Annotated in this window: 12 protein-coding genes and 1 CRISPR repeat array; of the genes, 4 read left to right on the top strand and 8 right to left on the bottom strand. The window is 65.0% G+C overall.

What is annotated here, in order from left to right; all coding sequences use genetic code 11:
* Window positions 1-136: 136 nt before the first annotated feature.
* From AC3QL2_RS10095 to AC3QL2_RS10080, 4 genes are all read left to right on the top strand, one after another.
* Window positions 137-2,665 carry a circularly permuted type 2 ATP-grasp protein gene (locus tag AC3QL2_RS10095; RefSeq protein ID WP_493233435.1) on the top strand — a complete coding sequence of 843 codons (2,529 nt, stop codon included), beginning with the start codon at window positions 137-139 and terminating at the stop codon, window positions 2,663-2,665.
* Window positions 2,666-2,672: 7 nt separating this feature from the next.
* On the top strand, window positions 2,673-3,605 hold the full coding sequence (locus tag AC3QL2_RS10090) for a transglutaminase family protein (RefSeq protein WP_493233433.1): 933 nt from the start codon (window positions 2,673-2,675) through the stop codon (window positions 3,603-3,605).
* Between the two features lie 69 nt (window positions 3,606-3,674).
* Window positions 3,675-4,709 (top strand): diguanylate cyclase domain-containing protein, encoded by a 1,035-nt coding sequence (locus tag AC3QL2_RS10085; protein WP_493233431.1) that lies wholly within the window; start codon window positions 3,675-3,677, stop codon window positions 4,707-4,709.
* A 69-nt stretch (window positions 4,710-4,778) separates the two neighbouring features.
* Window positions 4,779-8,558, top strand: coding sequence for an ATP-binding protein (locus AC3QL2_RS10080; RefSeq protein ID WP_493233430.1), 3,780 nt, complete (start codon window positions 4,779-4,781; stop codon window positions 8,556-8,558).
* Between the two features lie 45 nt (window positions 8,559-8,603).
* Here AC3QL2_RS10080 and AC3QL2_RS10075 read toward each other — a convergent pair whose 3' ends face one another.
* The 8 genes from AC3QL2_RS10075 to AC3QL2_RS10040 all read right to left on the bottom strand — a co-directional run bounded on the left by AC3QL2_RS10075 (window position 8,604) and on the right by AC3QL2_RS10040 (window position 23,764).
* Window positions 8,604-9,839 carry a DUF4382 domain-containing protein gene (locus AC3QL2_RS10075; RefSeq protein WP_493233428.1) on the bottom strand — a complete coding sequence of 412 codons (1,236 nt, stop codon included), beginning with the start codon at window positions 9,837-9,839 and terminating at the stop codon, window positions 8,604-8,606.
* Between the two features lie 144 nt (window positions 9,840-9,983).
* Window positions 9,984-14,397: direct repeats of the CRISPR family, unit length 28 nt; unit sequence TTTCTGAGCTGCCTATTCGGCAGTGAAG.
* Window positions 14,398-14,528: 131 nt separating this feature from the next.
* Window positions 14,529-15,107 carry a type I-F CRISPR-associated endoribonuclease Cas6/Csy4 gene (gene cas6f / locus AC3QL2_RS10070; protein ID WP_493233427.1) on the bottom strand — a complete coding sequence of 193 codons (579 nt, stop codon included), beginning with the start codon at window positions 15,105-15,107 and terminating at the stop codon, window positions 14,529-14,531.
* Window positions 15,104-16,162, bottom strand: a complete 1,059-nt coding sequence (gene csy3 / locus AC3QL2_RS10065; protein ID WP_493233425.1) for a type I-F CRISPR-associated protein Csy3 — start codon at window positions 16,160-16,162, stop codon at window positions 15,104-15,106. Before csy3 ends, cas6f begins: the two co-directional genes overlap by 4 nt.
* 2 nt (window positions 16,163-16,164) lie before the next feature.
* A complete protein-coding gene (gene csy2, locus AC3QL2_RS10060) occupies window positions 16,165-17,220 on the bottom strand; it encodes a type I-F CRISPR-associated protein Csy2 (protein ID WP_493233423.1) in 1,056 nt (351 codons plus the stop codon).
* Window positions 17,213-18,520 (bottom strand): type I-F CRISPR-associated protein Csy1, encoded by a 1,308-nt coding sequence (gene csy1, locus AC3QL2_RS10055; protein ID WP_493233421.1) that lies wholly within the window; start codon window positions 18,518-18,520, stop codon window positions 17,213-17,215. Before csy1 ends, csy2 begins: the two co-directional genes overlap by 8 nt.
* Before the next feature lie 28 nt (window positions 18,521-18,548).
* Window positions 18,549-21,905 carry a type I-F CRISPR-associated helicase Cas3f gene (cas3f, locus tag AC3QL2_RS10050; protein ID WP_493233420.1) on the bottom strand — a complete coding sequence of 1,119 codons (3,357 nt, stop codon included), beginning with the start codon at window positions 21,903-21,905 and terminating at the stop codon, window positions 18,549-18,551.
* Complete coding sequence (gene cas1f, locus AC3QL2_RS10045; RefSeq protein ID WP_493233419.1) at window positions 21,902-22,879, bottom strand: type I-F CRISPR-associated endonuclease Cas1f; 978 nt, start codon at window positions 22,877-22,879, stop codon at window positions 21,902-21,904. The genes cas3f and cas1f overlap by 4 nt, the downstream gene beginning before the upstream one ends.
* Window positions 22,880-23,191: 312 nt before the next feature.
* A complete protein-coding gene (locus AC3QL2_RS10040) occupies window positions 23,192-23,764 on the bottom strand; it encodes a YkgJ family cysteine cluster protein (RefSeq protein WP_493233417.1) in 573 nt (190 codons plus the stop codon).
* Between the last annotated feature and the right edge of the window lie 64 nt (window positions 23,765-23,828).

The raw sequence follows: 23,828 nt of genomic DNA, 5'->3' as shown, positions 1-23,828 counted from the left end.
CGGCCTTACGGGGGGATTCAAAACCGTGGGGCGAATGCGTTCGCCCCACGGTGGCGCCTGCCCGCTTTACCAAAATCAACAACCTCCGTGCCGTCCGTGGCACGGCGGTCCGGTCGGTGTGTGCTAGTTTCGCGAGATGCCCAGCTCCATCCTTGCCCATTACCCCTATCGACCCGACAGCTACGACGAGCTGTTCGGTGAAGAAGGCGTGCGCCCGCACTGGCAGGAATTCCTCGATCACATCGACGAATCCAGCGCCGATACCCTGAAGGTGCGTGCCGCCCAGCTCTCCCGCGGCATCCAGCAGAACGGCGTCACCTACAACGTTTACGCCGACCCCCGTGGTGCCGACCGCCCGTGGTCGGTGGACCTGCTGCCGCTGATCCTGCCCGCAGAGGAATGGCGCGGCATCTCGGCGGCGATCACGCAGCGCGCGCGCCTGCTCAACGCGCTGCTCGGCGACCTCTACGGTGCCCAGACCACGCTCTCCGAAGGCCTGCTGCCGCCGGAGCTGGTGTATGGCCACAAGGGTTTCCTGTGGCCGTGCTCCGGCATCAAGCCGCCCGGCGGCTCCTACCTGCATCTGTACTCCGCCGATCTGGCTCGCTCGCCGGACGGCCGCTGGTGGGTCATCGCCGACCGTACCCAGAGCCCGTCCGGCGCCGGCTACGCGCTGGAGAACCGCCAGCTGGTGTCGCGGGCCTTTCCGGATCTGTTCCGCGACATGCAGGTGCGTAGCTTGTCGGGCTTCTTCCGTGGCCTGCAGCGCAGCCTGGCCAGCCAGGCACCGACCGACGGCGAGCCGCCGCTAACGGTGCTGCTGACGCCGGGGCCTTTCAACGAAACCTATTTCGAGCACGTTTACCTGGCCCGCAACATGGGCTTCCCGCTGGTCGAGGGGCAGGATCTGACGGTGCGCAACGACACGGTCTTCCTCAAGACGGTGTCCGGCCTCAAGCGCGTGCATGCGATCCTGCGCCGCCTCGACGACGACTTCTGCGATCCGGTCGAGCTGCGCGCCGACTCCGCCCTCGGTGTGCCGGGCCTGCTCGGCGCGGTACGTGCCGGCAAGGTGCTGGTGGCCAACGCGCTGGGGAGCGGCCTGCTCGAATCGGCGGCGCTGCCGGGTTTTCTGCCGGGCATCTGCCGCCATCTGCTCGGCGAGGAGCTGGCCATGCCGTCGGTGGCCACCTGGTGGTGCGGCGAGGAGCCGGCCCGCCAGGAAGTGCTGGAGAACCTGCGCAGCCTGGTCATCAAGCCGACTTTTCCGGGTGGCGGCAACGAGATCATCTTCGGCGACCAGCTCGGCGAGGACCAGTTCGACGAGGTGGCCCGGCGCATCGAGGCCGATCCGTCGGCCTTCGTCGCCCAGGAGCTGGTCAAGCTGTCCCGTGCGCCGGCCTGGGGCGGCGGCCAGCGCCGCAAGCTGTTGACCCGTTCGATGGGCCTGCGCGTCTACGCGGCGATCACGCCGGAAGGCTACAGCGTGCTGCCCGGCGGGCTGGCGCGTGTTGCCGGGGTGGACAACACGCGCATCCTGACCATGCAGAAGGGCGGCAGCAGCAAGGACACCTGGGTGCTGTCCGATGGCCCGGTGGCCACCTTCAGCCTGCTCAACAACAACATCCGCGTCGGCGACCTGATCGAGGAAACCGGCACCCTGTCGTCGCGCCTGGCCGAGAACCTGTTCTGGTGCGGTCGCTACGGCGAACGCTGCGATGCCGTCGCGCGCCTGGCCCGCCTGGCCCTGTCGCGGCTGTCGGAGGGGCGGCGCTCGGAGCGTGCCGGGGCCCTGACGATGATGCTCGAACTGGCGGCAGGGGCCGGCCTGATCGAATCGCGGGTGGGCAGCCTGCCGATCGCCAAGGCCGAGCTCGACCTGTTCCGCGCGGTGCTCGATCGCCGCTCCGACAGCGGCCTGGCGGCCAACCTGCAACGTCTCATGTGGTGTGCCACGCAGGCCCGCGAGCACCTGTCCCTCGACCACTGGCACGCCCTCAAGCGCCTGTCCGCCGAGCTGGAGGACGCCCGCGCGACGGTCACCGACGTGTCGGCGCTGCTCGAATTCCTCGACGGTGCGCTGACCACCTTCGTGTCCCTGTCCGGCTTCGCGATGGACAACATGACCCGCGACATGGGCTGGCGCCTGCACATCGTCGGCCGCCGCGTCGAGCGCCTGGACAGCCTGGCCCGCACGCTGGCGCGCTTCCTGCGCGTCTATGGCGACATCAACGGCGCGCTGCAGCGGGAGCTGGCGGTGGAGGCCCTGCTCGAGCTGTGCGATTCGATCATCACCTACCGCACCCGTTACCGCGCCCAGCCCGAACTGCTGCCGGCGCTGCACATGCTGACGACGGACGACGGCAACCCCCATGCGCTGGCCTTCCAGGTGCGCATGGTCTGCAACTACCTGGCCCGCTTCGAGGCCGACGAGAAGGTCGACCTCGGCGTTGCCGAGCTGGAGGCCAGCTTCGCGGCGATCCGCGCCTTCCCGTGGGGGCGGCTGGAGGCTGTCTGCCCGGCCCTCGAACGGGCGGACGCCAGCCGCCAGCTGGCCGAGCTCTTCGAGCGCGTCGGCAGCGCCGGCCGTACGCTGTCTGACCGTCTGGCGATGCGCTTCTTCAGCCACGTCGGCCAGGCCGGCCAGGCCACCTTTGCCGCCTGAAGGCCCCATGACCCGTTCCGCCGCCTACACCATCCTCCACGAAACCGAGTACACCCCCTGCGGCGTGCCGGTGTCGCTGGCCCAGCATCTGCTGCACCTGATTCCCCGCGAGCTGCCGTGGCAGAGCCGGGAGTCGGGGCGGATCGTCATCGAGCCGGACCTGGCCCGCCTGAGCGAGGGTGAGGACGCCTTCGGCAATCCGGTCGGCTGGCTGTCCCTCGACACGCCCCACGACGGCCTGCTGGTGCGCGCCGAGAGCCACGTCACGGTGATGAGCCGCGAACAGCCCGAACCCGAGGATTCGCCGCCGTGGGAAGGCGTGCGTGACAGCCTGCGCTACCACCCGGAGCCGCGCGGGGCGGATTCCCTTGACGCGCTGCGCTACCTGTACGCGTCGCCGCGGGTGCCCCGCAGCGCCGCACTGGCGGCCTTCGCCCGGGAAGCCTTCACGCCGGGGCAGCCCCTGCTCGCCGGTGCGCAGGCCCTGATGGCGCTGATCTTCGAGACCTTCACCTTCGATGCCAAGGCCACCGAGGTTAACACCCCGGTCCATGAGGTGCTGCAGCGCAAGCGCGGCGTGTGCCAGGACTTCGCCCACCTGATGATCGCCGCGCTGCGCTCCATCGGCCTGCCGGCCCGCTACATGTCGGGCTACCTGCTCACCGATCCGCCGCCGGGCAAACCGCGCCTGATCGGCGCCGACGCGTCCCACGCGTGGGTGGCGGTGTGGTGCCCGCACAATGGCTGGATCGAGTACGACCCGACCAACGGCATCCAGCCCGACCTGCGCCACCTGACCCTCGGCTGGGGGCGCGACTTCCAGGACGTGTCGCCGCTGCGTGGCGTGATCCTCGGCGGCCTGGCCCAGGCGCCGGAGGTGCGCGTCACCGTGATGCCGGACGCCGAGATGCAGGACGCGGAGCAGGCCGATCCTGCCTGATGGCGGTGCCGGGTAGCGTGGCTTCCGCTACGATACGGGCACATACCGAGCCAGACGAGAACCCGCTTCATGGATGTCCTGAATCCGGACCCCGCCGAGCCCATGCAACGCCTGCTGGTCGTCGATGACGACCCGGGCATGGTCCGCCTGCTGAGTCGTCTGCTGACGGGGATGGCGCGCATCCATTTCGCCACCAGCGGCGAGGACGCGCTGCTGCAGATCCGCCAGAACCCGCCGGACCTGATCCTGCTGGATGCCGAGATGCCCGGCCTGGGCGGCTACGAGACCTGCCGCCAGCTCAAGGCCGACCCGGCGCTGGCCCACCTGCCGGTGATCTTCGTCACCGCCCACACCGACACCGCGTCGGAAACCCATGCGCTGACGATCGGGGCGGTGGATTTCATTCCCAAGCCGCTCAACCCGCCGGTGGTCCAGGCGCGGGTCCGCACGCACCTGGCCCTCAAGCGCCAGAGCGACGAGCTGCGCCGCCTGACCGCCACCGACGCGCTGACCGGCATCGCCAACCGGCGTGCCTTCGACGACGGCCTGCAGCTGGAGTGGCGGCGTGCGCTGCGCAGCCACGCGCCGCTGTCGCTGCTGATGGTGGACGTGGATTACTTCAAGCGCTTCAACGACACCTACGGGCACCCGGCGGGTGACGCCTGCCTGCGTGCGGTGGCCCGCGTGCTGGCGGGCACAGCCCGCCGGGCCGGCGACTTGGTGGCGCGCTACGGCGGCGAGGAGTTCGCGCTGTTCCTGCCGGCCACCAATGCCTTCGACGCCTTCCGCCTCGGCGAGAGCCTCTGCCAGGGTGTGGCCGCGCTGGGGATCCCCCATGCGGCGTCATCGGTAGCGGCGCATGTCACGGTCAGCGTGGGCGTGGCCACGCTGGTGCTGCCCTGCGACGGCGTCGAGCCGCCCCGCGCAGCCTGCCGCAACTGCGATCAGGCGCCAAGCTGCCTGGCCGCGCCGGAGGCGCTGCTGGCCTTGGCCGACGAAGCCCTGTACGCCGCCAAGGCTGCGGGGAGGGCGCGGGTCGTCGACCGGGTCGGGATTGTCGGGCAGGGCTACGATGCGGATTGCGTGATCGAATCGGGTGACTGATCCACGTCATGCTGAGATCATGGTGGGGACGGTCGTCAGCCACCCTGTGCCTTTCATCTTCGGAGCGCCATGCCAGCCTGGCTCTATTCCTTCCGTGCCCGTCTGACCCTGCTGTTCGGCGGCCTGTCGCTGCTCGTCGCACTGGGCCACAACCTCTATCTTGAACAAGCCACCACCGCGGCGCTGACCCGCGAGAGGGGCGCCGCGCTGCGTGACCTGGCCCATGCGATCGCCGTCCAGCTGGATGGCAACATCCAGGAGCGGGCGCGGGAGGTCACGCTGCTGGCCCAGTCGCCGGCGATGACCCGTGGCAGCCTGGGGGCGGATGACCTGCGCGGCGTACTGGAGCGCATGAAGCACTCCCACCCGCAGTACGCGTGGATCGGCGTCGCCGGGCCCGACGGCATCGTGCTCAATTCCGCCGATGGCGTGCTGGCCGGCGCGAACGTGCAGAAGCGCCCGTGGTTTATCGAGGGGCAGAAGCACTCTTACCTTGGCGACATCCACGAAGCCGTGCTGCTGGCCAAGCACCTGCCGGCACCGCCGTCCGGCGAGCCGCTGCGCTTCATCGACTTCGCCGCGCCGATCTATGACGAGAATGGTGGCTGGCGGGGCATCCTGGCCAGTCATTCCCACTGGAGCTGGGTCGAGCACATCATTTCAACGGCATTGCCGGCGGAGGCGCTCACCGATCGGGTGGAGGTGTATGTCCTCAGCCGCAGCAACGCAGTGCTGTACCCCTACAAGGCGGTTGGCGGCGGCGAGGTGCCGGACCTGCCCAGGGACGTGGGCTACGCGCAGGTGACGTGGGGCCAGGAAGGCGAGTTCTTCACCGCCGCGGCGCTGCTGCCCAGCCCGGCGGCGGCGGCCCTCGGCTGGAAGATCGTGGTGCGCGAGCCGGTGGACAAGGCCCTGGCGCCGGTCGACGCGCTGCGCCGGGCCCAGCTGGTGCTGGCCATCCTGACCACGCTGGGCTTGGGTGCCGTCGTCTTCCTGTTCGCGCGCCGCCTGAGCCAGCCCCTGGAGCAGCTCGCCGAGGCCGCCCGGCGCGTCCAGCAGGGCGAGGAAGAGCAGCTACCCGAGGTCCGCTCGCGCACCACCGAGGTCCGTCACCTGGCCGAGGCCTTGCAGGCGATGACCCACAGCCTGCTGGCCCGGCGCGAAGCACTCCGCGAGGCGGCGGCGGGGCTGGAGACGCGGGTGTCCGAACGGACCCGCGAACTGGAAGCCGTCCGCAACCGTTTTCGTGCCTTCGTCCTGCGCGCGCCCATTGCGATGGGGGTGCTCGAGGATGAATCCATCGTCATCCGCAACGAACAGTTCGCGCGCCTGTTCGGTTACACCGAGAGTCAGGTGCGCAGCTTCGATGACTGGTGGCTGTGCGCGGTGCCCGATCCTGACTATCGGGCCTGGGCGCGCGCCAAGTGGGCTGCGGCGGTGCAGCAGGGCCTGGTCGAGCAGCGTGCCACCACGCCGCTGGAGGTCCGCGTGCGCTGCATGGACGGCAGCGTGCGCGACGTGGAAGTGTCGGGCATCTCTCTGGCCGGGGTTGTCCTGGCGACCTTCGTCGACGTGACCGACCTGAAGCGCGTCCAGCAGGATCTGGAGGCGGCGAATGCCGAACTGCGTGTGCGCGGCCTCGAGACGGAGAGCGCCAACCGCAGCCTCGAACGGCAGACCAGCCTGCTCAGCGGCGTGATCGAGAGCCTGCCCTTCGGCCTCGTCGTCTACGACGAGCAGCGCCACCTGGTGCTGCAGAACAGCCTGTTTTCCGAATTGCTGGTCTATCCGCCGGAACTGTGCGCCCGCAAGGGCATCCGCTTCGACGACCTGGTGCGCTTCAACGTGGCCCGCGGCGATCACGGCGTGGCGAGCGTGGAGCAGGTGCTGCCGGTTTTCGTGAAGGCCATGAAGGATGCCCAGCCGGTGGTCTTCGAACGGACCCAGTTCAACGGCGTGACGCTCAAGATCCAGGGCACGCCGCTGCCCGACGGGTGGACCCTGCTGACCTATACCGACATCAGCAGCCACCGGGAGGCCGAGCGCGTACTGGAGGAGGCGCGGCGACAGGCCGAGAGCGCCAACCAGGCGAAGAGCGACTTCCTGGCCAACATGAGCCACGAGATTCGCACGCCACTCAATGCCATCGTCGGCACCGTGCAGGTTCTGGCGCGCGGCGGGCTCGACGCCGAGCAGCGCCACCTGGTGCATACCGTGCAGACCGCCAGCCGCGGCCTGGTGGCGGTCATCAACGACATCCTCGACTTCTCCAAGATTGAGGCCGGTCATTTCGAGCTGGCGCCGGAACCCTTCGTGCTGGCCAACGTGATGAGCCATCTGGTGGACGTGCTCACCGCGTCGGCCGCCGCCAAGCGCCTGAGCCTGCGTCTGGAGCCGCTGCCGGCCGATGTGCATGCGCTGCTCGGCGATGCGCAGCGCCTGTCGCAGGTTTTGCACAATCTGGCCGGCAATGCGATCAAGTTCACCCCCGCCGGCGAAGTGGTGCTGGCCGTGCACGTCACCCGCCGGGACGCCGGGCAGGTCCGCCTGCGCTTCACCGTGCGGGACACCGGCATCGGTATCGCGCCCGACAAGATCGCGCGCCTGTTCGATGCCTTTGTGCAGGCCGACGCATCCACCAGCCGCCAGTTCGGCGGCACCGGCCTGGGCCTGGCGATCTGCCGGCAGCTGGTGAGCCTGATGGGTGGCGAGATCGGCGTGCTTAGCCAGCCGGGCGAGGGCAGCGAGTTCTGGTTCGAGCTCCCCTTCGAGCCGGCCGACGTGGCGCAGGTGCTGGAGGCGCGCGGCGACAGCGCCGGTGCCCGCCTGCCCGGCCTCCGCGTGCTGGTGGTGGACGACAGTACGGTCAACCAGGACGTGGCCCGCCGCCTGCTGGAATTCGAAGGCGCCCAGGTGGAGGTCATGGACAACGGCGAGGCGGCCGTCGAGCTGCTGCGCGTTGAGTCGTCGGCCTTCGACCTGGTCCTGATGGACGTACAGATGCCGGTCATGGACGGCCTGGAGGCGACCCGCCGGATCCGCGCCGAGCTGGGGCTGGGCGGGCTGCCGATCATCGCGCTGACCGCCGGCGTGCTGCCCAGCCAGCGTGAGCGCGCCTTCGCCGCCGGGATGTCCGGCTTCCTGACCAAGCCCTTCGAGCTGGACGCGATGGTCGCGGCGATCCTGCGCCAGGTGGGCGACAAGGTCCGCCGGGCGCTACCGGCAGCGCCCCCTGTTGCCGCGCAGGCAGCCGGCGACGCTTTCCCGGTCATTCCCGGCATCGACGACAAGGAGGCCAGCGACCGCTTCCTGAACGATCGGGCCCTGTTCCTGCGGGCCCTGCGCGGTCTGCGCGACGAGTTCGCCGACGTGGCTGTCCGGCTGCGCAACGATCTGGCGCGCAACGACACGGCCGCCGTGGTCCAGCGGGCGCACAAGCTGAAGGGCCTGGCCGGCAACGTGGCGGCCCGGGAGGTGTTCGGGCTGGCAGGGCAACTTGAAGGCCTCTTCAGCGAGGCCTCCGCCACCGACCCGGCGCCCGTGCTCGACGCGCTGGAGAAGGCGATGGCCCGGCTGAGTGCCGATCTGGCGCCGCTGCTGGATACGCCGCAGCCGGTCGCCAGCGGGTACGGGAGCACCCCCGCCGCACTGGACCGTACCGACTTGCATGCCTTGTTTACTGCGCTGGCGGAGCAGGATGTGGATGCCTTGAGGATCTTCGAGAGCCTTCGGGCCGGCCTCGCCGCACGCATCGGGGCCGACGAGGTCGATGTGCTCGGACAACTCATCGACACCTTGCGCTTTGCCGATGTGGAAGCGCGGCTGCGCGGCCGCTACGCGGAGCTGTAGGCGCTCGGGGGCGGCCGCATCGGCGCCCGCCCCGCCCTGGGTTGGTCAGGGCACCAGGATCAGGTTCTTGACGGTGGTGCTGCCCGGCGCGCCGAGCACGACGCCCGGTGCCGTGCTCTGGCCCGTATAGCCGCTGGCCGTGGCCGTCACGTTGTAGGCACCGGGTGTCACCGCATCCATCGTGAACGTCAGCGCGTTACCGCCCGCGTAGGTGGCCTTCAGCGGCGCCGCCAGCGGCAGGGACAGGTTGTAGCCGGCCGACAGCGGATCGACAGCCGTCCACGCCACGTCGAGGATCTGGCCTGAGGTCAGCGCCTGGCGCACGGATACCTGGGCGTCGGTGAGCGCGACGGCGCTGGCGTTGGTGACGGTGCCGGCCAGGCCGGCCATGCTCGACGCAGGCGGATTGATCGGTGCGGCGAGCGGATTGACCGGTGTCGTGCCGGCGGCGAGGGTCACCGGCACGCCGGTGACGGCGGCGGTGGTCAGGTTCGGGCCGCTCAGCACGACTGTGTAGTTGCCGCCTTCGGGCAGGTAGGCCAGCGTGAACTTGCCGGTCGCCGCGTCCGGTACGGTGGCCCGCAGGTTGTTGTCCGGGTCGCGGGTGGACACCACCATGCTCGGCGCGAGGGCCGGATTCACATAGCCGACGATGGCAGTCGTCAGGCGCTTTATGACCGCCACCACCGGTTTCAGGTTGTAGTTGCCGGAATTGCCGGCCTTCACCACCGACTTGCAGGCGTCGAAGTCGAGGACCATGTCGGCCACCTGGCTGCCGACCACGTCGAACTTGGCCTGCAACTTGAAGCCGCTCTGCTGGCCGCTGGGCGTGCTCAAGGCGATCTCGTTGTTCGAGCCGGCCGGCACGATCGCGTTGGCCAGCGGATTGGCGGGCGTCGGGTTGGCCGGGTTGTCGGCCAGTACCAGGCGCACCTGCTGGTAGGTGCCGGCGGGCAGGGGCAGGGAGCCCAGTTCCTGCAGTACGCCATTGGTCAGCCCCAGCAGGTCGATGCGCTGAGGCGTGATGTTGAGCTCGCTCCAGCCCGCATCCGTTGTGTTGGCCGTGGCGCTCTGATGCACGCGGATCTTGGTCACGGTCACGTAGACGTGATCGTAGCCACAGGACGGCGCATCAGTCATCGCCAGTTTCAGCGTGCCGGTGTCCGTGCTCGAACCACCCCCCCCGCCGCCGCCGCAGGCAGCGAGACCGGATGCGATGAGGCTGAGCCCAAGCCATTTGACCGCCTTCGGCATGGTGAAGGCGTGTAGGTGCTGCGACATGATGTCCCCCGTGAGTCACATTGTTTTTCAATTCTAGTGAGGGGATTAGTTAGGGAAAGTAATCGTCCGTAAGCAAATGTGCGGCGATTGGTTGTGGTCGTGTGGGTTGGTATGCGTTGCCGTGGGTGGATATATTGTGGAGTATTTCTGAGCTGCCTATTCGGCAGTGAAGGGCGACCTTGCGGCGAGCGTCACAGACGTGTGTTTCTGAGCTGCCTATTCGGCAGTGAAGGCTTGGTGGCGGCGGCAGTGCGCTCAGACTCGTTTCTGAGCTGCCTATTCGGCAGTGAAGCGCGTCGTCGAGCACTACCTTGACGACGTCTGTTTCTGAGCTGCCTATTCGGCAGTGAAGACAGCATCACGCAGCGTTTCGTGCTCCTGTTCTTTCTGAGCTGCCTATTCGGCAGTGAAGGAAGCGCCTCGAACGTCTTCCCAGCTGCTGCCTTTCTGAGCTGCCTATTCGGCAGTGAAGCAGTGCACGCCGAACTGAACCGGCGCGGCGACGTTTCTGAGCTTCCTATTCGGCAGTGAAGTTCATACCCGGGCCGCGTCTCATGCTCTTCTTTTTCTGAGCTGCCTATTCGGCAGTGAAGTTCGAGATGGGCCGGGCTGGCGGATGCTGGACTTTCTGAGCTGCCTATTCGGCAGTGAAGAGCATGGTGCAACTGGGCGATTCGAGCGCAATTTTCTGAGCTGCCTATTCGGCAGTGAAGGGCCAAGGCCGCCCGCGAAGCCGACAAGGCCGTTTCTGAGCTGCCTATTCGGCAGTGAAGATCGGCCCTTACGTGATCAGCGCCGGCTACCATTTCTGAGCTGCCTATTCGGCAGTGAAGAGTATCAGCGCCTGTCGGCCCTCAATGCCCAGTTTCTGAGCTGCCTATTCGGCAGTGAAGCACATCATCCAGACGCATGCCGGCCGGCAGCGTTTCTGAGCTGCCTATTCGGCAGTGAAGCAGGGTCTGGCTGCGCAGCGCCTCAACGGCAATTTCTGAGCTGCCTATTCGGCAGTGAAGGCGCGAAGCCGATCGATGTCCGCCCCGCCACATTTCTGAGCTGCCCATTCGGCAGTGAAGAAAATCGCCTTGGCGGCGGCTGCTCGTTGATCTTTCTGAGCTGCCTATTCGGCAGTGAAGTACGGCTGGTCGATGAGATGGGCGGCGGCACATTTCTGAGCTGCCTATTCGGCAGTGAAGCCCAACTCGGAGACGGCAACCATGTCGAGAAATTTCTGAGCTGCCTATTCGGCAGTGAAGTCGGCTTTCGTGACTTCAGCAAGGATGGTGGGTTTCTGAGCTGCCTATTCGGCAGTGAAGACGAATCCTGGCTGGCGCAGAAACTGGCTGACTTTCTGAGCTGCCTATTCGGCAGTGAGGGGGGCGCGGCGGCCACGACGGGGGCCTTTAACTTTCTGAGCTGCCTATTCGGCAGTGAAGCTACGACCTGGACATTGAAAACGGAGGTAGGTTTTCTGAGCTGCCTATTCGGCAGTGAAGGCTTTCTCGACCACGAGGCATCCATGGTCGCGTTTCTGAGCTGCCTATTCGGCAGTGAAGGTGTAGCCAGCGTCACGGCTTGGCTTGCCGTATTTTCTGAGCTGCCTATTCGGCAGTGAAGTACTTGTCCCATGCTGCGGCCTGCTCGGCGATTTTCTGAGCTGCCTATTCGGCAGTGAAGCCCAGAAGCGTGCCTGTTGCAGCCGTGTCGGCTTTCTGAGCTGCCTATTCGGCAGTGAAGCTGATGTTCGAAGTCATCGCGTCTGGCGCCTCTTTCTGAGCTGCCTATTCGGCAGTGAAGCTGAGCACGGGCCATCGCAGCCGCTTGGAACTTTTCTGAGCTGCCTATTCGGCAGTGAAGCCGGACAGCCGCATGTCTTCCCCGATCAGGCCTTTCTGAGCTGCCTATTCGGCAGTGAAGGCTTCAGCTATCCATCCATTTTTGTTGATCGCTTTCTGAGCTGCCTATTCGGCAGTGAAGCAGATCAAGCTCCAGGCGACAGTCGCCGCACATTTCTGAGCTGCCTATTCGGCAGTGAAGCGGCGCTCTATCGATACCGCATCCCGCGTGATTTTCTGAGCTGCCTATTCGGCAGTGAAGCCCCGACTTACTTAATCCGCAATGCGGGCATCTTTCTGAGCTGCCTATTCGGCAGTGAAGTCGGCGCAATTCCGCGAGCGCCTTTTTCGAGATTTCTGAGCTGCCTATTCGGCAGTGAAGCGTAGATGCCCGTGATCAGCTCCGTGGTGCGTTTTCTGAGCTGCCTATTCGGCAGTGAAGCAGTGAGTTTGAATCCGAGGGCCGCCGCTGGTTTTCTGAGCTGCCTATTCGGCAGTGAAGGCGTCGATGTAGCAGCCCTTGAGGTGCTTGCGTTTCTGAGCTGCCTATTCGGCAGTGAAGCACCGGTTCCGCCTCATCCACCCAGCAGATCATTTCTGAGCTGCCTATTCGGCAGTGAAGGCCGAGGAGGCCGCCCTTGCCGTTATCGCGCATTTCTGAGCTGCCTATTCGGCAGTGAAGGAATATCCATAAACGCATCGTCTGCGGCGAGTTTTCTGAGCTGCCTATTCGGCAGTGAAGCTCATATCGATCTTGGTCATGCTCATCTCCTTTTTCTGAGCTGCCTATTCGGCAGTGAAGGAGGTAGGCATCGATCTCGCCATCGCTCCACATTTCTGAGCTGCCTATTCGGCAGTGAAGGCAATCATGTCCTTCGCGTAGTAGTTACCCTCTTTCTGAGCTGCCTATTCGGCAGTGAAGTGGTGATCGAGAGCACAGCCGAGGGCCGCGACTTTCTGAGCTGCCTATTCGGCAGTGAAGCGGCCTGCTCTTTCCCCCTACCTTTTCTGCGATTTCTGAGCTGCCTATTCGGCAGTGAAGGACCTTCTGCTGATGACAGCCAGCGACTGCAATTTCTGAGCTGCCTATTCGGCAGTGAAGTGGGCGGCCCGCTGCAGGCTTTCGGCGTCGGATTTCTGAGCTGCCTATTCGGCAGTGAAGGGGCGGAGGCGTACACGGAAGCCGTCACGGCATTTCTGAGCTGCCTATTCGGCAGTGAAGCTATCCCGCCACTTATCGCAGTGGCCGCTTGGGTTTCTGAGCTGCCTATTCGGCAGTGAAGGGCACGATTCACCGGCTGCACATCAGCGAGTTTTTCTGAGCTGCCTATTCGGCAGTGAAGCGGACCATGCAGACGAACCTGCTCAACTTCACTTTCTGAGCTGCCTATTCGGCAGTGAAGGGGTTACTTCGCCGAGCACAAGCGCCGCAACCATTTCTGAGCTGCCTATTCGGCAGTGAAGGCGCATCGAGCGTGATTGCGACCTGGCCCGTGATTTCTGAGCTGCCTATTCGGCAGTGAAGAGGGTCTGGCAATGCGGGCACATGTGCATGACTTTCTGAGCTGCCTATTCGGCAGTGAAGTTCATGCCGTGCGTCTCGTCCTTACCTCCCCATTTCTGAGCTGCCTATTCGGCAGTGAAGGTCCGGCAGCGGTGGGTAGCGGCGCGTTGCGCTTTCTGAGCTGCCTATTCGGCAGTGAAGTTCTCCACCTGAACGCCGCCGCCCTTCGGAATTTTCTGAGCTGCCTATTCGGCAGTGAAGTCAGGATTGGTAGTGGTCTTTGTGTTTGTGTCTTTCTGAGCTGCCTATTCGGCAGTGAAGTATCCGTCTTTACTTGCGACTTGGTGCCATCATTTCTGAGCTGCCTATTCGGCAGTGAAGAAGCCGCAGAAACGGCCCAGTGGAATCTTGAATTTCTGAGCTGCCTATTCGGCAGTGAAGACAAGACCCCGAGAACGACCCTTCTTTACACATTTCTGAGCTGCCTATTCGGCAGTGAAGAAGATTTGACGAAGACATCTGACAACTATCCTGTTTCTGAGCTGCCTATTCGGCAGTGAAGCCTGCAGGTCATGAAACGCACCGGCCCGGATGTTTCTGAGCTGCCTATTCGGCAGTGAAGTGACAACTATCCTGGCAAAACGTAGCGGGTATTTTCTGAGCTGCCTATTCGGCAGTGAAGGATCTCGAGGGCGGCGATCCCAAGGGCCTGACTTTCTGAGCTGCCTATTCGGCAGTGAAGCGTTCATCGAGGCCCACCTCGACATACACCGTTTTCTGAGCTGCCTATTCGGCAGTGAAGGCGTCGGCTCTTCGCGCGTCCATTCATCAACTTTTCTGAGCTGCCTATTCGGCAGTGAAGTCAGCGGGTGCCCTGGGCATTGCGCTCCGAGTTTTCTGAGCTGCCTATTCGGCAGTGAAGCGGTATTCCGCCCAGCTCGGCACGCCCGAGCCTTTCTGAGCTGCCTATTCGGCAGTGAAGGTCGACAAGCTGCGCACGGTGGATCTGTCACTTTTCTGAGCTGCCTATTCGGCAGTGAAGGCGAACCCACTCGATTTTGCCGCAGGCGCGACTTTCTGAGCTGCCTATTCGGCAGTGAAGGTTGCAGATGCCCCGCAGCGATGAGCGACATCTTTCTGAGCTGCCTATTCGGCAGTGAAGAAGGTGCTACTCACATCAGACGGAGGCGTATTTTTCTGAGCTGCCTATTCGGCAGTGAAGTAGATGTTACGTCAGCCTTTGATCCTGATTTTTAAAGAAAAACCCGTTTCTTCGCCTCGTTACCCCTAAGATAAAAGCCCTTCAGCAAGTCATTTAAAATCAATAGCTTGCTGGAGGGGGCAAAAAAAGGGTCAGAACCAGGGGATGGTGCCGTTGGTGCTGAGGCCGTAGGCGCTGAATACTCCAGCCTGGGCGTTGTCCTGCACGGGCAGGTGTTCCACGAACAGCGGAAACGGCTGGCCGGTGCTTTGGCTCTTGAGCAGGATGAAGGGTAGTGCAAGGGTTTCGGCGGCGCTGTCTGGGATGGCCAGTTGGGCTTCTGCATCCGAGATTCCCTTGCGGGCGATCAGCCGTCGGCGTAACCGTTCGGGGCTACTCTTGGCTTGCACGCGCCGCACGATACGGTGGCACGCGCCCGCCGGAACCGGTGCGGGGCTGCCGATCTGAACGTGATCACGCATGCCTTGCATCCAGTTGCTGTCCATAAAGCCCTGCAGTGCGTCCGCCTTGCCGTGCAGGCGCAGCCGGGTGCCGAGGCTACGGGCTCCGTCCCTGATTTCCGGAAAGCTCACGCCGATGCTGCCCTCGCCGAAGCGTACGAGGCCCCGGTGGAACTTGCTGAAGAGCGCATTCATCAGGGTTGTGGCAAGAAACTCCGGGTCGGGCAGAAGACGGAGGTCAACAAAAGCATCCATCGGTGCCTCCGTCATTCTTTGTCGCTGTCGCCAAAGACGCCGCCACGGATGAAGATCGCCATGACGAAGTGCTGGTCGCCTTCAGACGGTGCCTTGTCCTTCAGGACCCAGCCGTCGAGCAGGGAGTAGAAGTCCGCCTTGGCCTTGGGTTGCCGATAGGCCTTGCCCTGGTTCGTCACCGAGCCGTAGGGCTCCACGGCGATGGGCCCCAGGGTTTCACCGTCTTCCAAGGGATACCAGGTATCGATGGTGCGCAGGGCGTTGCCGATCTTCTGGCTGTGCATGGCGGCTACGCGGTTCTTGTCGTCACCGACGGCGTAGAGGGTCTTGCTCTTTTGTCCTTTCTTGTCGCCCTTATCGAGAATCAACTCCTGGGAAGGATAGATTTCCTGCCCATCGCCGACCCGTGCGTAGGCCACGATTTCGAGCAGGGTATGGCCTTGGCCGGCCAGGCCCTGTTCGATGACTGCGGCCAGTTGAGCGATGGCGTTTTCCACACCGTTCGGGACGCTGAAATCCCGCAGGCTGAAGCTCAGGGCATCGAAGGTCCATGCTTGACGTACTTCGCCTTGATGCAGTTGCCGTACCTCGACGAGGATCTGCTCGGCGCCAACCCGGTTGCGCCACAGGAAGCGGCCATTGGCCAGATTGATCGCATAGCGGCGGGCCAACTCGCCGAAGCCGGTGGCGTCCTTGTAGCTTTGCAGAGTTGCTTTCAGTTTGGCTTGGTAGGCTGGGCTGTTGCAGGCGGCAGGAACACCGGCGCCACCGAGTACCCGCAGGGTGAAGCGCAGGCGCAGGGTGTCCGCGTCGTTGGGCAGGGTTGCCACGTCCACGGTCTGGAGATTCGGTGATTGGATCAAGGCATCGAGCTTGGCCGGATCCTGTTCCTTGGTCTTGAGACGGTTGGAAATGGTGCCGCGCACGGCTTTCTCGTGGATACCCACCGTCGGCCACTGGGCGCCATTGGCTGTGTCATGCCAGCGTCCGGCGCTGAAGAGACCGTCGGAGGGATCGAGCTTGCGTTCGAAGGCGAGAACGGAAGCCTTAGTGTCGGAGGTCGTGGCCATGTTTAAGCTCCTTGAAGGGTGGTCGATGCGGGTTCGGTGGGGAGAGCGCTAGGGGCTTCGATAAGGTCGGCGTAGCGATTGACGCAACGGTAGAGCCCGGCTTCGGGCTCGGCGCTGCTGTGCCACAGCAGTTGGTCGAGCTGGTTCAGGCGGTGGGGGCCGATCCACTGCCCAAGGGAGTACAGGCTTTCCACGAAGCGGAAGGGCGTTGCGTTGTCACGGGCACTGCCCACTTCGCCCGGCCCGTAGAGTTGGGAAATACCGGCATAGCCGATTGGCAGCGGAACCAGCCAGCCAGGGCGCTTTTCCGCCAGCCATTCCACCTTGCCGTCTTCAACGGGGGGGCCGTCCGCCGGCTGCGTCGGGGTGTAGTTGAGGCGCGTCAGATCGAGCAGGGCGTCGAGCGCGGTGGCTTGTTCATCGGTTTGGCGTAGGGCATCCACGCGCTCGCCCAGAAGGTCGGGCCGATGAACCAGTGCGAAGCCCGGTAGCAGGCGCCGCCGCAGGCGCGCAAAGGTCCTGCGACGGCCTTCCTCCACGACAGGCCAACTCACCCATTCGGGGCGGCTGCCTTGAGCGCCGGATTCGGGGAGCACACTGCCGCCTGCGATCCGCATGCCCAGGGCCGTGTCGTATGCGGCATCGGCAAATGCCTGCTCCTGTAGTGCTTCCTCGAAGTATCCCTGCACGCCGATGACCAGACTCACTTCGAGGTGAGCCCGGCCTTCTTCGACGATGGAGGCTGGTGTCCCCTTGGAAATGAACTTGGCTAAGTCCTGCTGGAGATAGATCGGGTTGCGCGTCTGAGCGAAGACGCGGTGTCGGCGGTGATTCGGCTGGAAGGTCTGGGCTTCGAAGGCATGGCAGACGATGCCTACGCCACCGAAGCTCACGTTGAACGTCTCGGCGAGGCGCCGTTCCAGTGCGTGCACGAAACCGAGAAACGCGGTCGGTGACGGAAAGCCCCAAGTCAGGGGGCTGGAGATGGCATTGGCGTTCTGTAGCTTCAGGCGGGGTAGGATCAGCAGCCCGTCGGGCTGGACGAGGGGGTTACTCATCGTCGAATTCCTCGCGCAACAGTTTGAGTTCGCTGCCCAGGACGGCCTGCCAGGCGAGGGCCTCCGGGCCGCCGAAGTGGGTCTGGTCGGTTTGCAGGCGGGCATTGAGCCAGTTGCCAAAGCGCAGGCAGACCTCGTCTTTCCAGTCCCCTTGCCTGCGATGAGCGGCAAAGTCCTCGTCGCTCTGGCTGCGGGCAGGATCCAGCCAGCAGCGCTCGGCCAGGTTGAGCCGGCAGTCGGGGGCGGCGGACCAACCGGGTTCCAGGTAACGTTGCAACTCGGCGGCAAAGTGCAGGACTTCACCGCACAGGTCGTCGACCAACTCGGCGCGGGTCTGCCTGATGCGCAGGTTGCTGTCGGCATTTGCGACCCGCTTCAGGAAATCGCGGAGGGTTTCGGTCAGACGGCGGACTTCCCGGCGTCGCTCGAAATAGCGGGAGAAGACCGTGTCGATCTTAAGAGGTGGGCGCAGGGCTGGCGACTCCCAGGTCGGGGGGACAGACGCCAGCAAGTAGTTTTCGCCCCGGCGTTCGCTATTGAGCTGACTAATGTTCTGTGGCTTCGAGCCACCGAAGCTCTGGATGACCAGGTTGCGGTAGTCGCGGCTGGTGCCGGCAAACGCTTCCTTGTTTCGTCGGGCGTCCCGTGCAGCTTTGGCTTCGTCGGAAAAGCGGTCATCGTTGATGCGCTTGTAGACCGCGTGGGCCAGCGATGAGGAAAACAGCGGCGCCAGCAGGTGATATGTGCCTTCCTGTACGGGCCAGTAGAGTTGCTTGGCGAGTTTGTGGGAAGCCGGGCGGCCTTTGGGCTCTGGTAGTCCGGCAAAGGCTTCCATCAGCGTCGCCGCGGTCGTGGGTTCGGCCGACAGCGCTTCGGCGAAGGCCGGATCGCGGGCAATTGCCCGGTCCAGCAAACTGCGCCCATCGATGGTGAGCCGGAGAAATTTATAAACGTCCAGCGCTGCCGCATTGCCCACCACGTCGGCCGCTACGCCGTTGCCAAGTACGTGGGAGCCGATTTCTCTGTCCCCAGCGGCCGCATTGCCCCGGCTCGACAGACTGGCGCCATCGGCGGACGGATGGGTGAATTTGATGGCGTGCGTCACCTGCTGGATCTGCCCCACCCGTCGGGCGGCATCCGCGATCCAGGTGTCGAACTGGTGCTCGGCCAGCAGCTTGTGCCGCACTTCATCATCGTCGGCTTTCAGCTTGTCCAGTTTGGGCTGGAGACGGCCCTGCAGAAACTGTGAGATCTCAGCCCGGATCCGCTGGCTTTCACCGGGGGGTGGGGTTTCTTCCATTCGGTCTCTCCTTCAGAAATTGGTCTGGTCATCCCGCCCGGCTGAATCCCAGCGCCGGGTGGTAGCGCCAGCGTTCGGGTTCGCGGCCGGGGAGGTCGATGGTGCCGAAGCGGCGGGCGCAATCGAGCGGGTTCATGCCGAGGTCTTCGGCCAGGGTTTGCAGGGCGGTCAGGTAGTCGGGCGTGGCCCAGCAGTCGATGCCGGTGCCGGTTCGCAAGTCGGCATCGGTGATGCGCTGGAGCAGGTTGGACTCCACCAGGAGTTCCTTGCCTGTCGGTTCCAGCCAGACGAACTCGGTGCTGTTGCCGTCTTCATCGGGTTTCAGGAAGAAGGTCTGATGTCCCTCGGGATCGGCGCGGAAGCGGGTGCGGTTTTGCAGTGCGCCGGAGAGATGGGCGCGGGTGATCCACCACCAGTGGACCGGAAGCTGTCGTTGCGTCGAATCTCTGGCCCCCAGCATGAGGTCGGCGAGGCGGGCGTGTTCGAGATCGACCAGGCTGCCCGATGCGTCGAGCGTTGCGCGGGCCTGGATGCGGCTGCGGGCATCGATGGTCTGCCATTGCTCCGGGGTGAGCAGCTCGCGCAGGGCGTGGGTCTTGAGGGGAAACTCCCGGCTTTCGAAACCCGGCTGGCAGAATGCGGGGCCTGCGCCATCCTGCCTGAGGCTTTTGATGTTGCTGCCCAGCAGCAGGATGTTTGCGTGTGCGGGCGGGCAATCGAAAGGGCGATGGCGCTTGACCCGGCCGGCCAGCTGGATGATGGAACGCATGGACGACGGTTCGACGATGGCCCAGTCGTAGCAGTGGTCGCGGCCGACTTCCGCGACTGCGGTGGCCAGCACGATGAAGAGATGATCGGTGGCGGTGCTGCTGTCCAGCTTGTCGCGGATGCCGGCAAGGTTGAAGACGGCTGCAGGCGGATGCCGTTTGAGGGTTGTATCCAGTTCCCTCTCGATCTCGGCCCTGACCAGCATGGGATGGCGGGCGTGATAGACGCACAGGTGGATCTGGCAGCCTGCGGGCGCACCCAGCGCAAACAGGCTGCGGGCCACGTCGAACAGCGGGTCGATGTTGGCCATGCGGATGAGGCCGAAGCTCACCCGCGTGCCGGTGGCCGCGTCGCTGTCGTGATGCTGGCGGTGGAGCGCCAGTGCCTCGTTGCGGAGGAGGGCGGCGAGCTGTTGGGCGATCTCGGCCTGACGGCCGGCCGGGTCCAGCGCCTTGGTCGGGATCGCGGGCAGGTCGAGGATGGCGCCGCGGCGGCGTACTTCCTTTGCGGCGACCAGGCGGGCGATGCGTCGGGTGACGAAGGCCGTATGGCTGCCCAGGAAACCCGCGCCGTCAGGGTCTTCCCCGTGGCTGCTGGTCGAGGCGCCGAATTCGTCGAACCAGGCGCAGCACACGTCCGAGCCGACGCCGGGGCGTCCCCGGTGGCGCTGGAATTCGCGACGCCCGGCGCAGTAGGCGTGGTACAGGCCCTGCACCAGCGCTGGCGGCAGGGTTGCCGACGACAGCAGAACCCGGCTGCCCAGCATGCCCGCCCAATGGACCAGACGCGTCAGCGCGGGCAGGTCCGCGACATCGAAGTCGTCGGGTTCGTCGAGCACCAAGTCCGACGACATGAGGCGCAGCATCGGCAGGATCTGGTGCCCGCCGCGGGTGCTCTCGCAGGCCGGCATCAGGTGGTCGACGGTGCATACGAGCACCGGCGCATTCAGCAGGCTGCCTGCCTGAGCACCTTGCCGACCTTGCTGCAGCCAGCGTTTGAGCGGTCCGTCTTCGAGGCTGCCTTCATAGCGGACGTGGTTGTACTCCGGCAGCAGATCGCGGGCGGACTCGCTTCCCTCCGCTGTGAAGTTGCGGGCGCGGGCCTTGTAGTGCTCGTGCAGCGAACGGCTGGCCGCACCGCCGACCAGCACGGCCAGGTCTTCCGGGCCGAGGTGGAGGCGTTCCCGGTAGGCGTCACCCGTTTGCAGGGTCAGGCTGCGCAGGCCGAGGGCCACGGTAAAGCGCGCCCCCAGTTGCGGGTCGGCCAGGCCGTACAGGATGCGGGCATTGGCGAAGGTCTTGCCGTAGCCAGTGGAGGCGAGGTTGATCCCGAAGAAACCGTGCTCTGCGGCCTTGTCGCGCAGGCTCTCCGCCAGGTCGAAAGCGGTGTTCTGCCAGCGGAAGGCGCCGGCACTGCGCCCCCGGAAGCCCTTGTGGCGGGCGATGCGCGGAAGACTGCGCTCCATTCTCGGCAGGCTGTGCATGAGCCGGCTGGCATTGACGCCGACGCCGATCAGGTGTTCGTCGAGGCGCTGGTTGAGGCGGGGCGGGACGCCGTCCTCGCGCAGGGTGTTGGCGTAGAGGGGTTTGCTGCCCCGGCGGAGCGGATCTCCATAGCGGGCATGGCTGGGTTGGGAGGAGTAGTAATGGTCGGCCAGCATCAGGGCCAGCCGTGCCAGGTGCATGACGTACGGGCTGGCCAGGCTCGCCTCCGCGCCGGCATCCAGCAAGGTGGGGCGCTTGAGAATGGCTGCCGCGGTCTTGCCCACGTGTTCCCGCCAGTGACGGCTGTCGAAGGGCAGGGCCTTGAAGCGCCAGCAGGCGGCCTGCAACTTGGCATCGGTATCGTCGAGCCGGCTGCCGCACCAGCCATGCACGATGCCGCCCGGCAGTGTGTTCAGGCCTTGGGGCTTGAGTAGCCGGTCTCCATCGTCTTTCGTGATTGGGGTGGGCAGGCGGTGGTGGCTGACGATCAGCCAGCCGACCATCCGCGCGAGAGGTTGTTTCAGGGTGGCGAAAGGCCCCATCGGACTGCCCTGGCCGTCCTTAAGGAGCGCCGACAGAACCTGCGTCGATTCGCTACCGTCCAGGTCGATCAAACGTTGCAGCCACGCTCGGTCGCTGGTGCAGTCCTTGCCGACAAAGGCTTCGAAGAGGCGCAGGGACACCCATTCGTGGCGAAACGGGTCGGCGATGGGGTGGCCGCTGGCGAGCTTGTCCTGGAAGGCCTGGTTGGCTTTGCCCAGGTCGTGGAACAGGGCCGCCAGACGGGCCAGCAGGCGGATGTCCTCGCCCGCATGCCAGTCGTTTTCATCGTGGCTGCGCAGGATGTTGCGTCGGGTCGCGTTGGTCGGAACTGCGCCCTGGGCGTTGAACTGGCGGGCATCGCCGACGACCCACAGCAGTTCGCTGTGGTCCTTGCCGCGTATCCAGTGGCAGGCCACGGCGGTGTTCTTGCGGGCAGTCTTGCGCAGCAGGCGGTACAGGGTGTCGAGGCCGGCCTGGGTGATGGGTGTCTGCCAGGTGCGCTCTCCGCGGCGTTCGGCGAACTGGTCGATGATCCGCCGGGTTTCGATGAGCGCGTTCTTGGTGCACTGGGAGATCAGCAGGATATTCATTGCGCCCGCCGGCCCAGGTCGAGGGCGATGGCTTTCACGGTGTCGATCATGAAGTCCAGCGCTTCGGCTTGAACCAGGCGGGTTACGCAGGCATCGCGGAAGCCCTGCTCGTCGTCGCCCCGCATGGCCGAAACGAAGGCCTGGGGCAGGATCAGGGCATCCTTGACGAGATCGGCGATGTCGAAGACGAGACCGCCGCGGCGTGTTTTGCCGTGCAGTACTGCGAGACCATGGGGCAGGCCGAGTACCCAGGCGGCGGTGGCCCCCAGGCCGTAGGCCAGATAGTTGCCGTGGTCGAGAAAGCGGTTGGCAGCGTCGGTCCCGCCGCCATTCTTGGCTCGGACGAAATCGCCGTAATCGGTGGCGTCGCAGGCGAGCTTGAAGAGCTTCTTGGTGAGGCGTGCTTCCTCGGTCAGCAGGGCCGTGTTGTCGGGTGCGAGGTCGATCTGCGCGCGGGATGCCTCTAGGGCCGAGCGCAAGCGTTCTGCAGGCAATGTGAAGCCGCTGTCGGCCAACTGGCGGCTATCGATCCAGTTGTCCGCAATGAGGCCCAGTCGGGCGCGCTGGATTGCCCGGGCTGCGTCCAGGCGCAGAGCATCGTCGAACCAGAAGCGCACCCAGTGCTGCAGGTATTCCGTCGGGCGATATTCGCTTTGCGGCGAGAACCACGCGACTTCGATGTCCATCTCGTTGGCGCTGTAGAGGGGCGTGCCCCCGCCACCAGAAAATCCGACCATCACGCCGGCCTTGGCCAGTTCCCGCATGGCGGCCTGGGTGATCGACGTGCCGGTGCCGAGGAGGAGCACGGTGGTATTGGCGATGGGAATATTCCAGTAGAGGGACTGGTCGCCCTCGTCGGTTACATATTCGACCCGGCCTCCGTTCACCAGCACCCGGCAATGCCGGAGGTAATACAGGTTGGCCCGCTTGGAATGGAGAATCGTCTTGAGATCGGACGGCGTGAACTGATCCATAAAGGTGCTCCTTGCCTTTATAGAGAGTTGCGATCAGCGACAGGGCCGAGCGGCAATGTAACTGTTGGCGCGTTCTGGATACGAGGGTGATATGGAGGGAGCGTCTGAGCTGACGTGGGAGAGGTGCGTTGAATCTGTTCGGTTCTGCGCATAGGGCCATGCTCCGGGAATGTTCTGGGCAGCATGACTGCAGGCTTTCTGGCGTGCAGCGAACTGCATCACTTTCCGTACGGCGTGGTATTGCGGAGGGAGAGGGTTTTTCGAGGCGTCCGCTGAATCTGATGGCGCCGGAATACCCTCTTCAGGCTAGCCTCAGCACGGGCCCTCGCTGCCCGAGTCGCCCTTGCACTCCCTGAACCATTCTGTCAGTCCCCGGCTGTTGCCGAGCCCGGCGAGTTGCCGGTCCACGGCGTCGTGGTTGCCCCACACCACGTCGTCGAGCGCACCGTCCGTGACTTGGGTTTCGATGTCCTTGCAGTACAGGCCCTTGTCCCGTTGCACGTAGAAGCCGTAGGTCCGGCAGGCCACCGGGCGGTGGGCGTAGACGAGGCAGGCGTCGGTGGCAGGGTCGAGCAGCGGGCAGGTGACGGGGCGGGGGGGCTGGTCGCCGAGGGTGGCCATCGCGGTTGCGATGCGTTGCAGGCGTTCGGTCGGCAGCGCGGCGAGGCCTTCCTGCAGCAGGGTCCATTCCGCAGCGGTGAGTTGCGGTACGTCGGCGAGGCGTCGGCAGCAGGTGGCGCAGCCCTTGGCGCACAGCCAGTCGGGGTGATTGGCGCGGATGCCGGCGACGCGGGTGTCGATGTCGGTATGGAGCTGGACGAGGGCAGGGCGGTCGGCGGACATGGGCTGGGCGTCGGTGTCGGTGGCGGGACGCCATTCTGGCATGTGTCCCGTTGGCCAACAAAAAGGCCAGGGCGTTGGCCCTGGCCTTTCCGTGGTGCGTTGCGGC

The sequence above is a fragment of the Zoogloea sp. GW822-FHT05C07 genome (assembly GCF_058800215.1).
This window is presented reverse-complemented; position numbering and strand designations above follow the sequence as displayed.

Bases quoted from the DNA above. Each gene is read 5' to 3' on its own strand.
- AC3QL2_RS10095 (WP_493233435.1), top strand. From the start codon at position 137: ATGCCCAGCTCCATCCTTGCCCATTACCCCTATCGACCCGACAGCTAC.
- csy2 (WP_493233423.1), bottom strand. From the start codon at position 17,220: ATGAGTAACCCCCTCGTCCAGCCCGACGGGCTGCTGATCCTACCCCGC.
- AC3QL2_RS10080 (WP_493233430.1), top strand. From the start codon at position 4,779: ATGCCAGCCTGGCTCTATTCCTTCCGTGCCCGTCTGACCCTGCTGTTC.
- AC3QL2_RS10040 (WP_493233417.1), bottom strand. From the start codon at position 23,764: ATGCCAGAATGGCGTCCCGCCACCGACACCGACGCCCAGCCCATGTCC.
- cas1f (WP_493233419.1), bottom strand. From the start codon at position 22,879: ATGGATCAGTTCACGCCGTCCGATCTCAAGACGATTCTCCATTCCAAG.
- cas6f (WP_493233427.1), bottom strand. From the start codon at position 15,107: ATGACGGAGGCACCGATGGATGCTTTTGTTGACCTCCGTCTTCTGCCC.
- AC3QL2_RS10085 (WP_493233431.1), top strand. From the start codon at position 3,675: ATGGATGTCCTGAATCCGGACCCCGCCGAGCCCATGCAACGCCTGCTG.
- AC3QL2_RS10090 (WP_493233433.1), top strand. From the start codon at position 2,673: ATGACCCGTTCCGCCGCCTACACCATCCTCCACGAAACCGAGTACACC.
- AC3QL2_RS10075 (WP_493233428.1), bottom strand. From the start codon at position 9,839: ATGTCGCAGCACCTACACGCCTTCACCATGCCGAAGGCGGTCAAATGG.
- csy3 (WP_493233425.1), bottom strand. From the start codon at position 16,162: ATGGCCACGACCTCCGACACTAAGGCTTCCGTTCTCGCCTTCGAACGC.
- cas3f (WP_493233420.1), bottom strand. From the start codon at position 21,905: ATGAATATCCTGCTGATCTCCCAGTGCACCAAGAACGCGCTCATCGAA.
- csy1 (WP_493233421.1), bottom strand. From the start codon at position 18,520: ATGGAAGAAACCCCACCCCCCGGTGAAAGCCAGCGGATCCGGGCTGAG.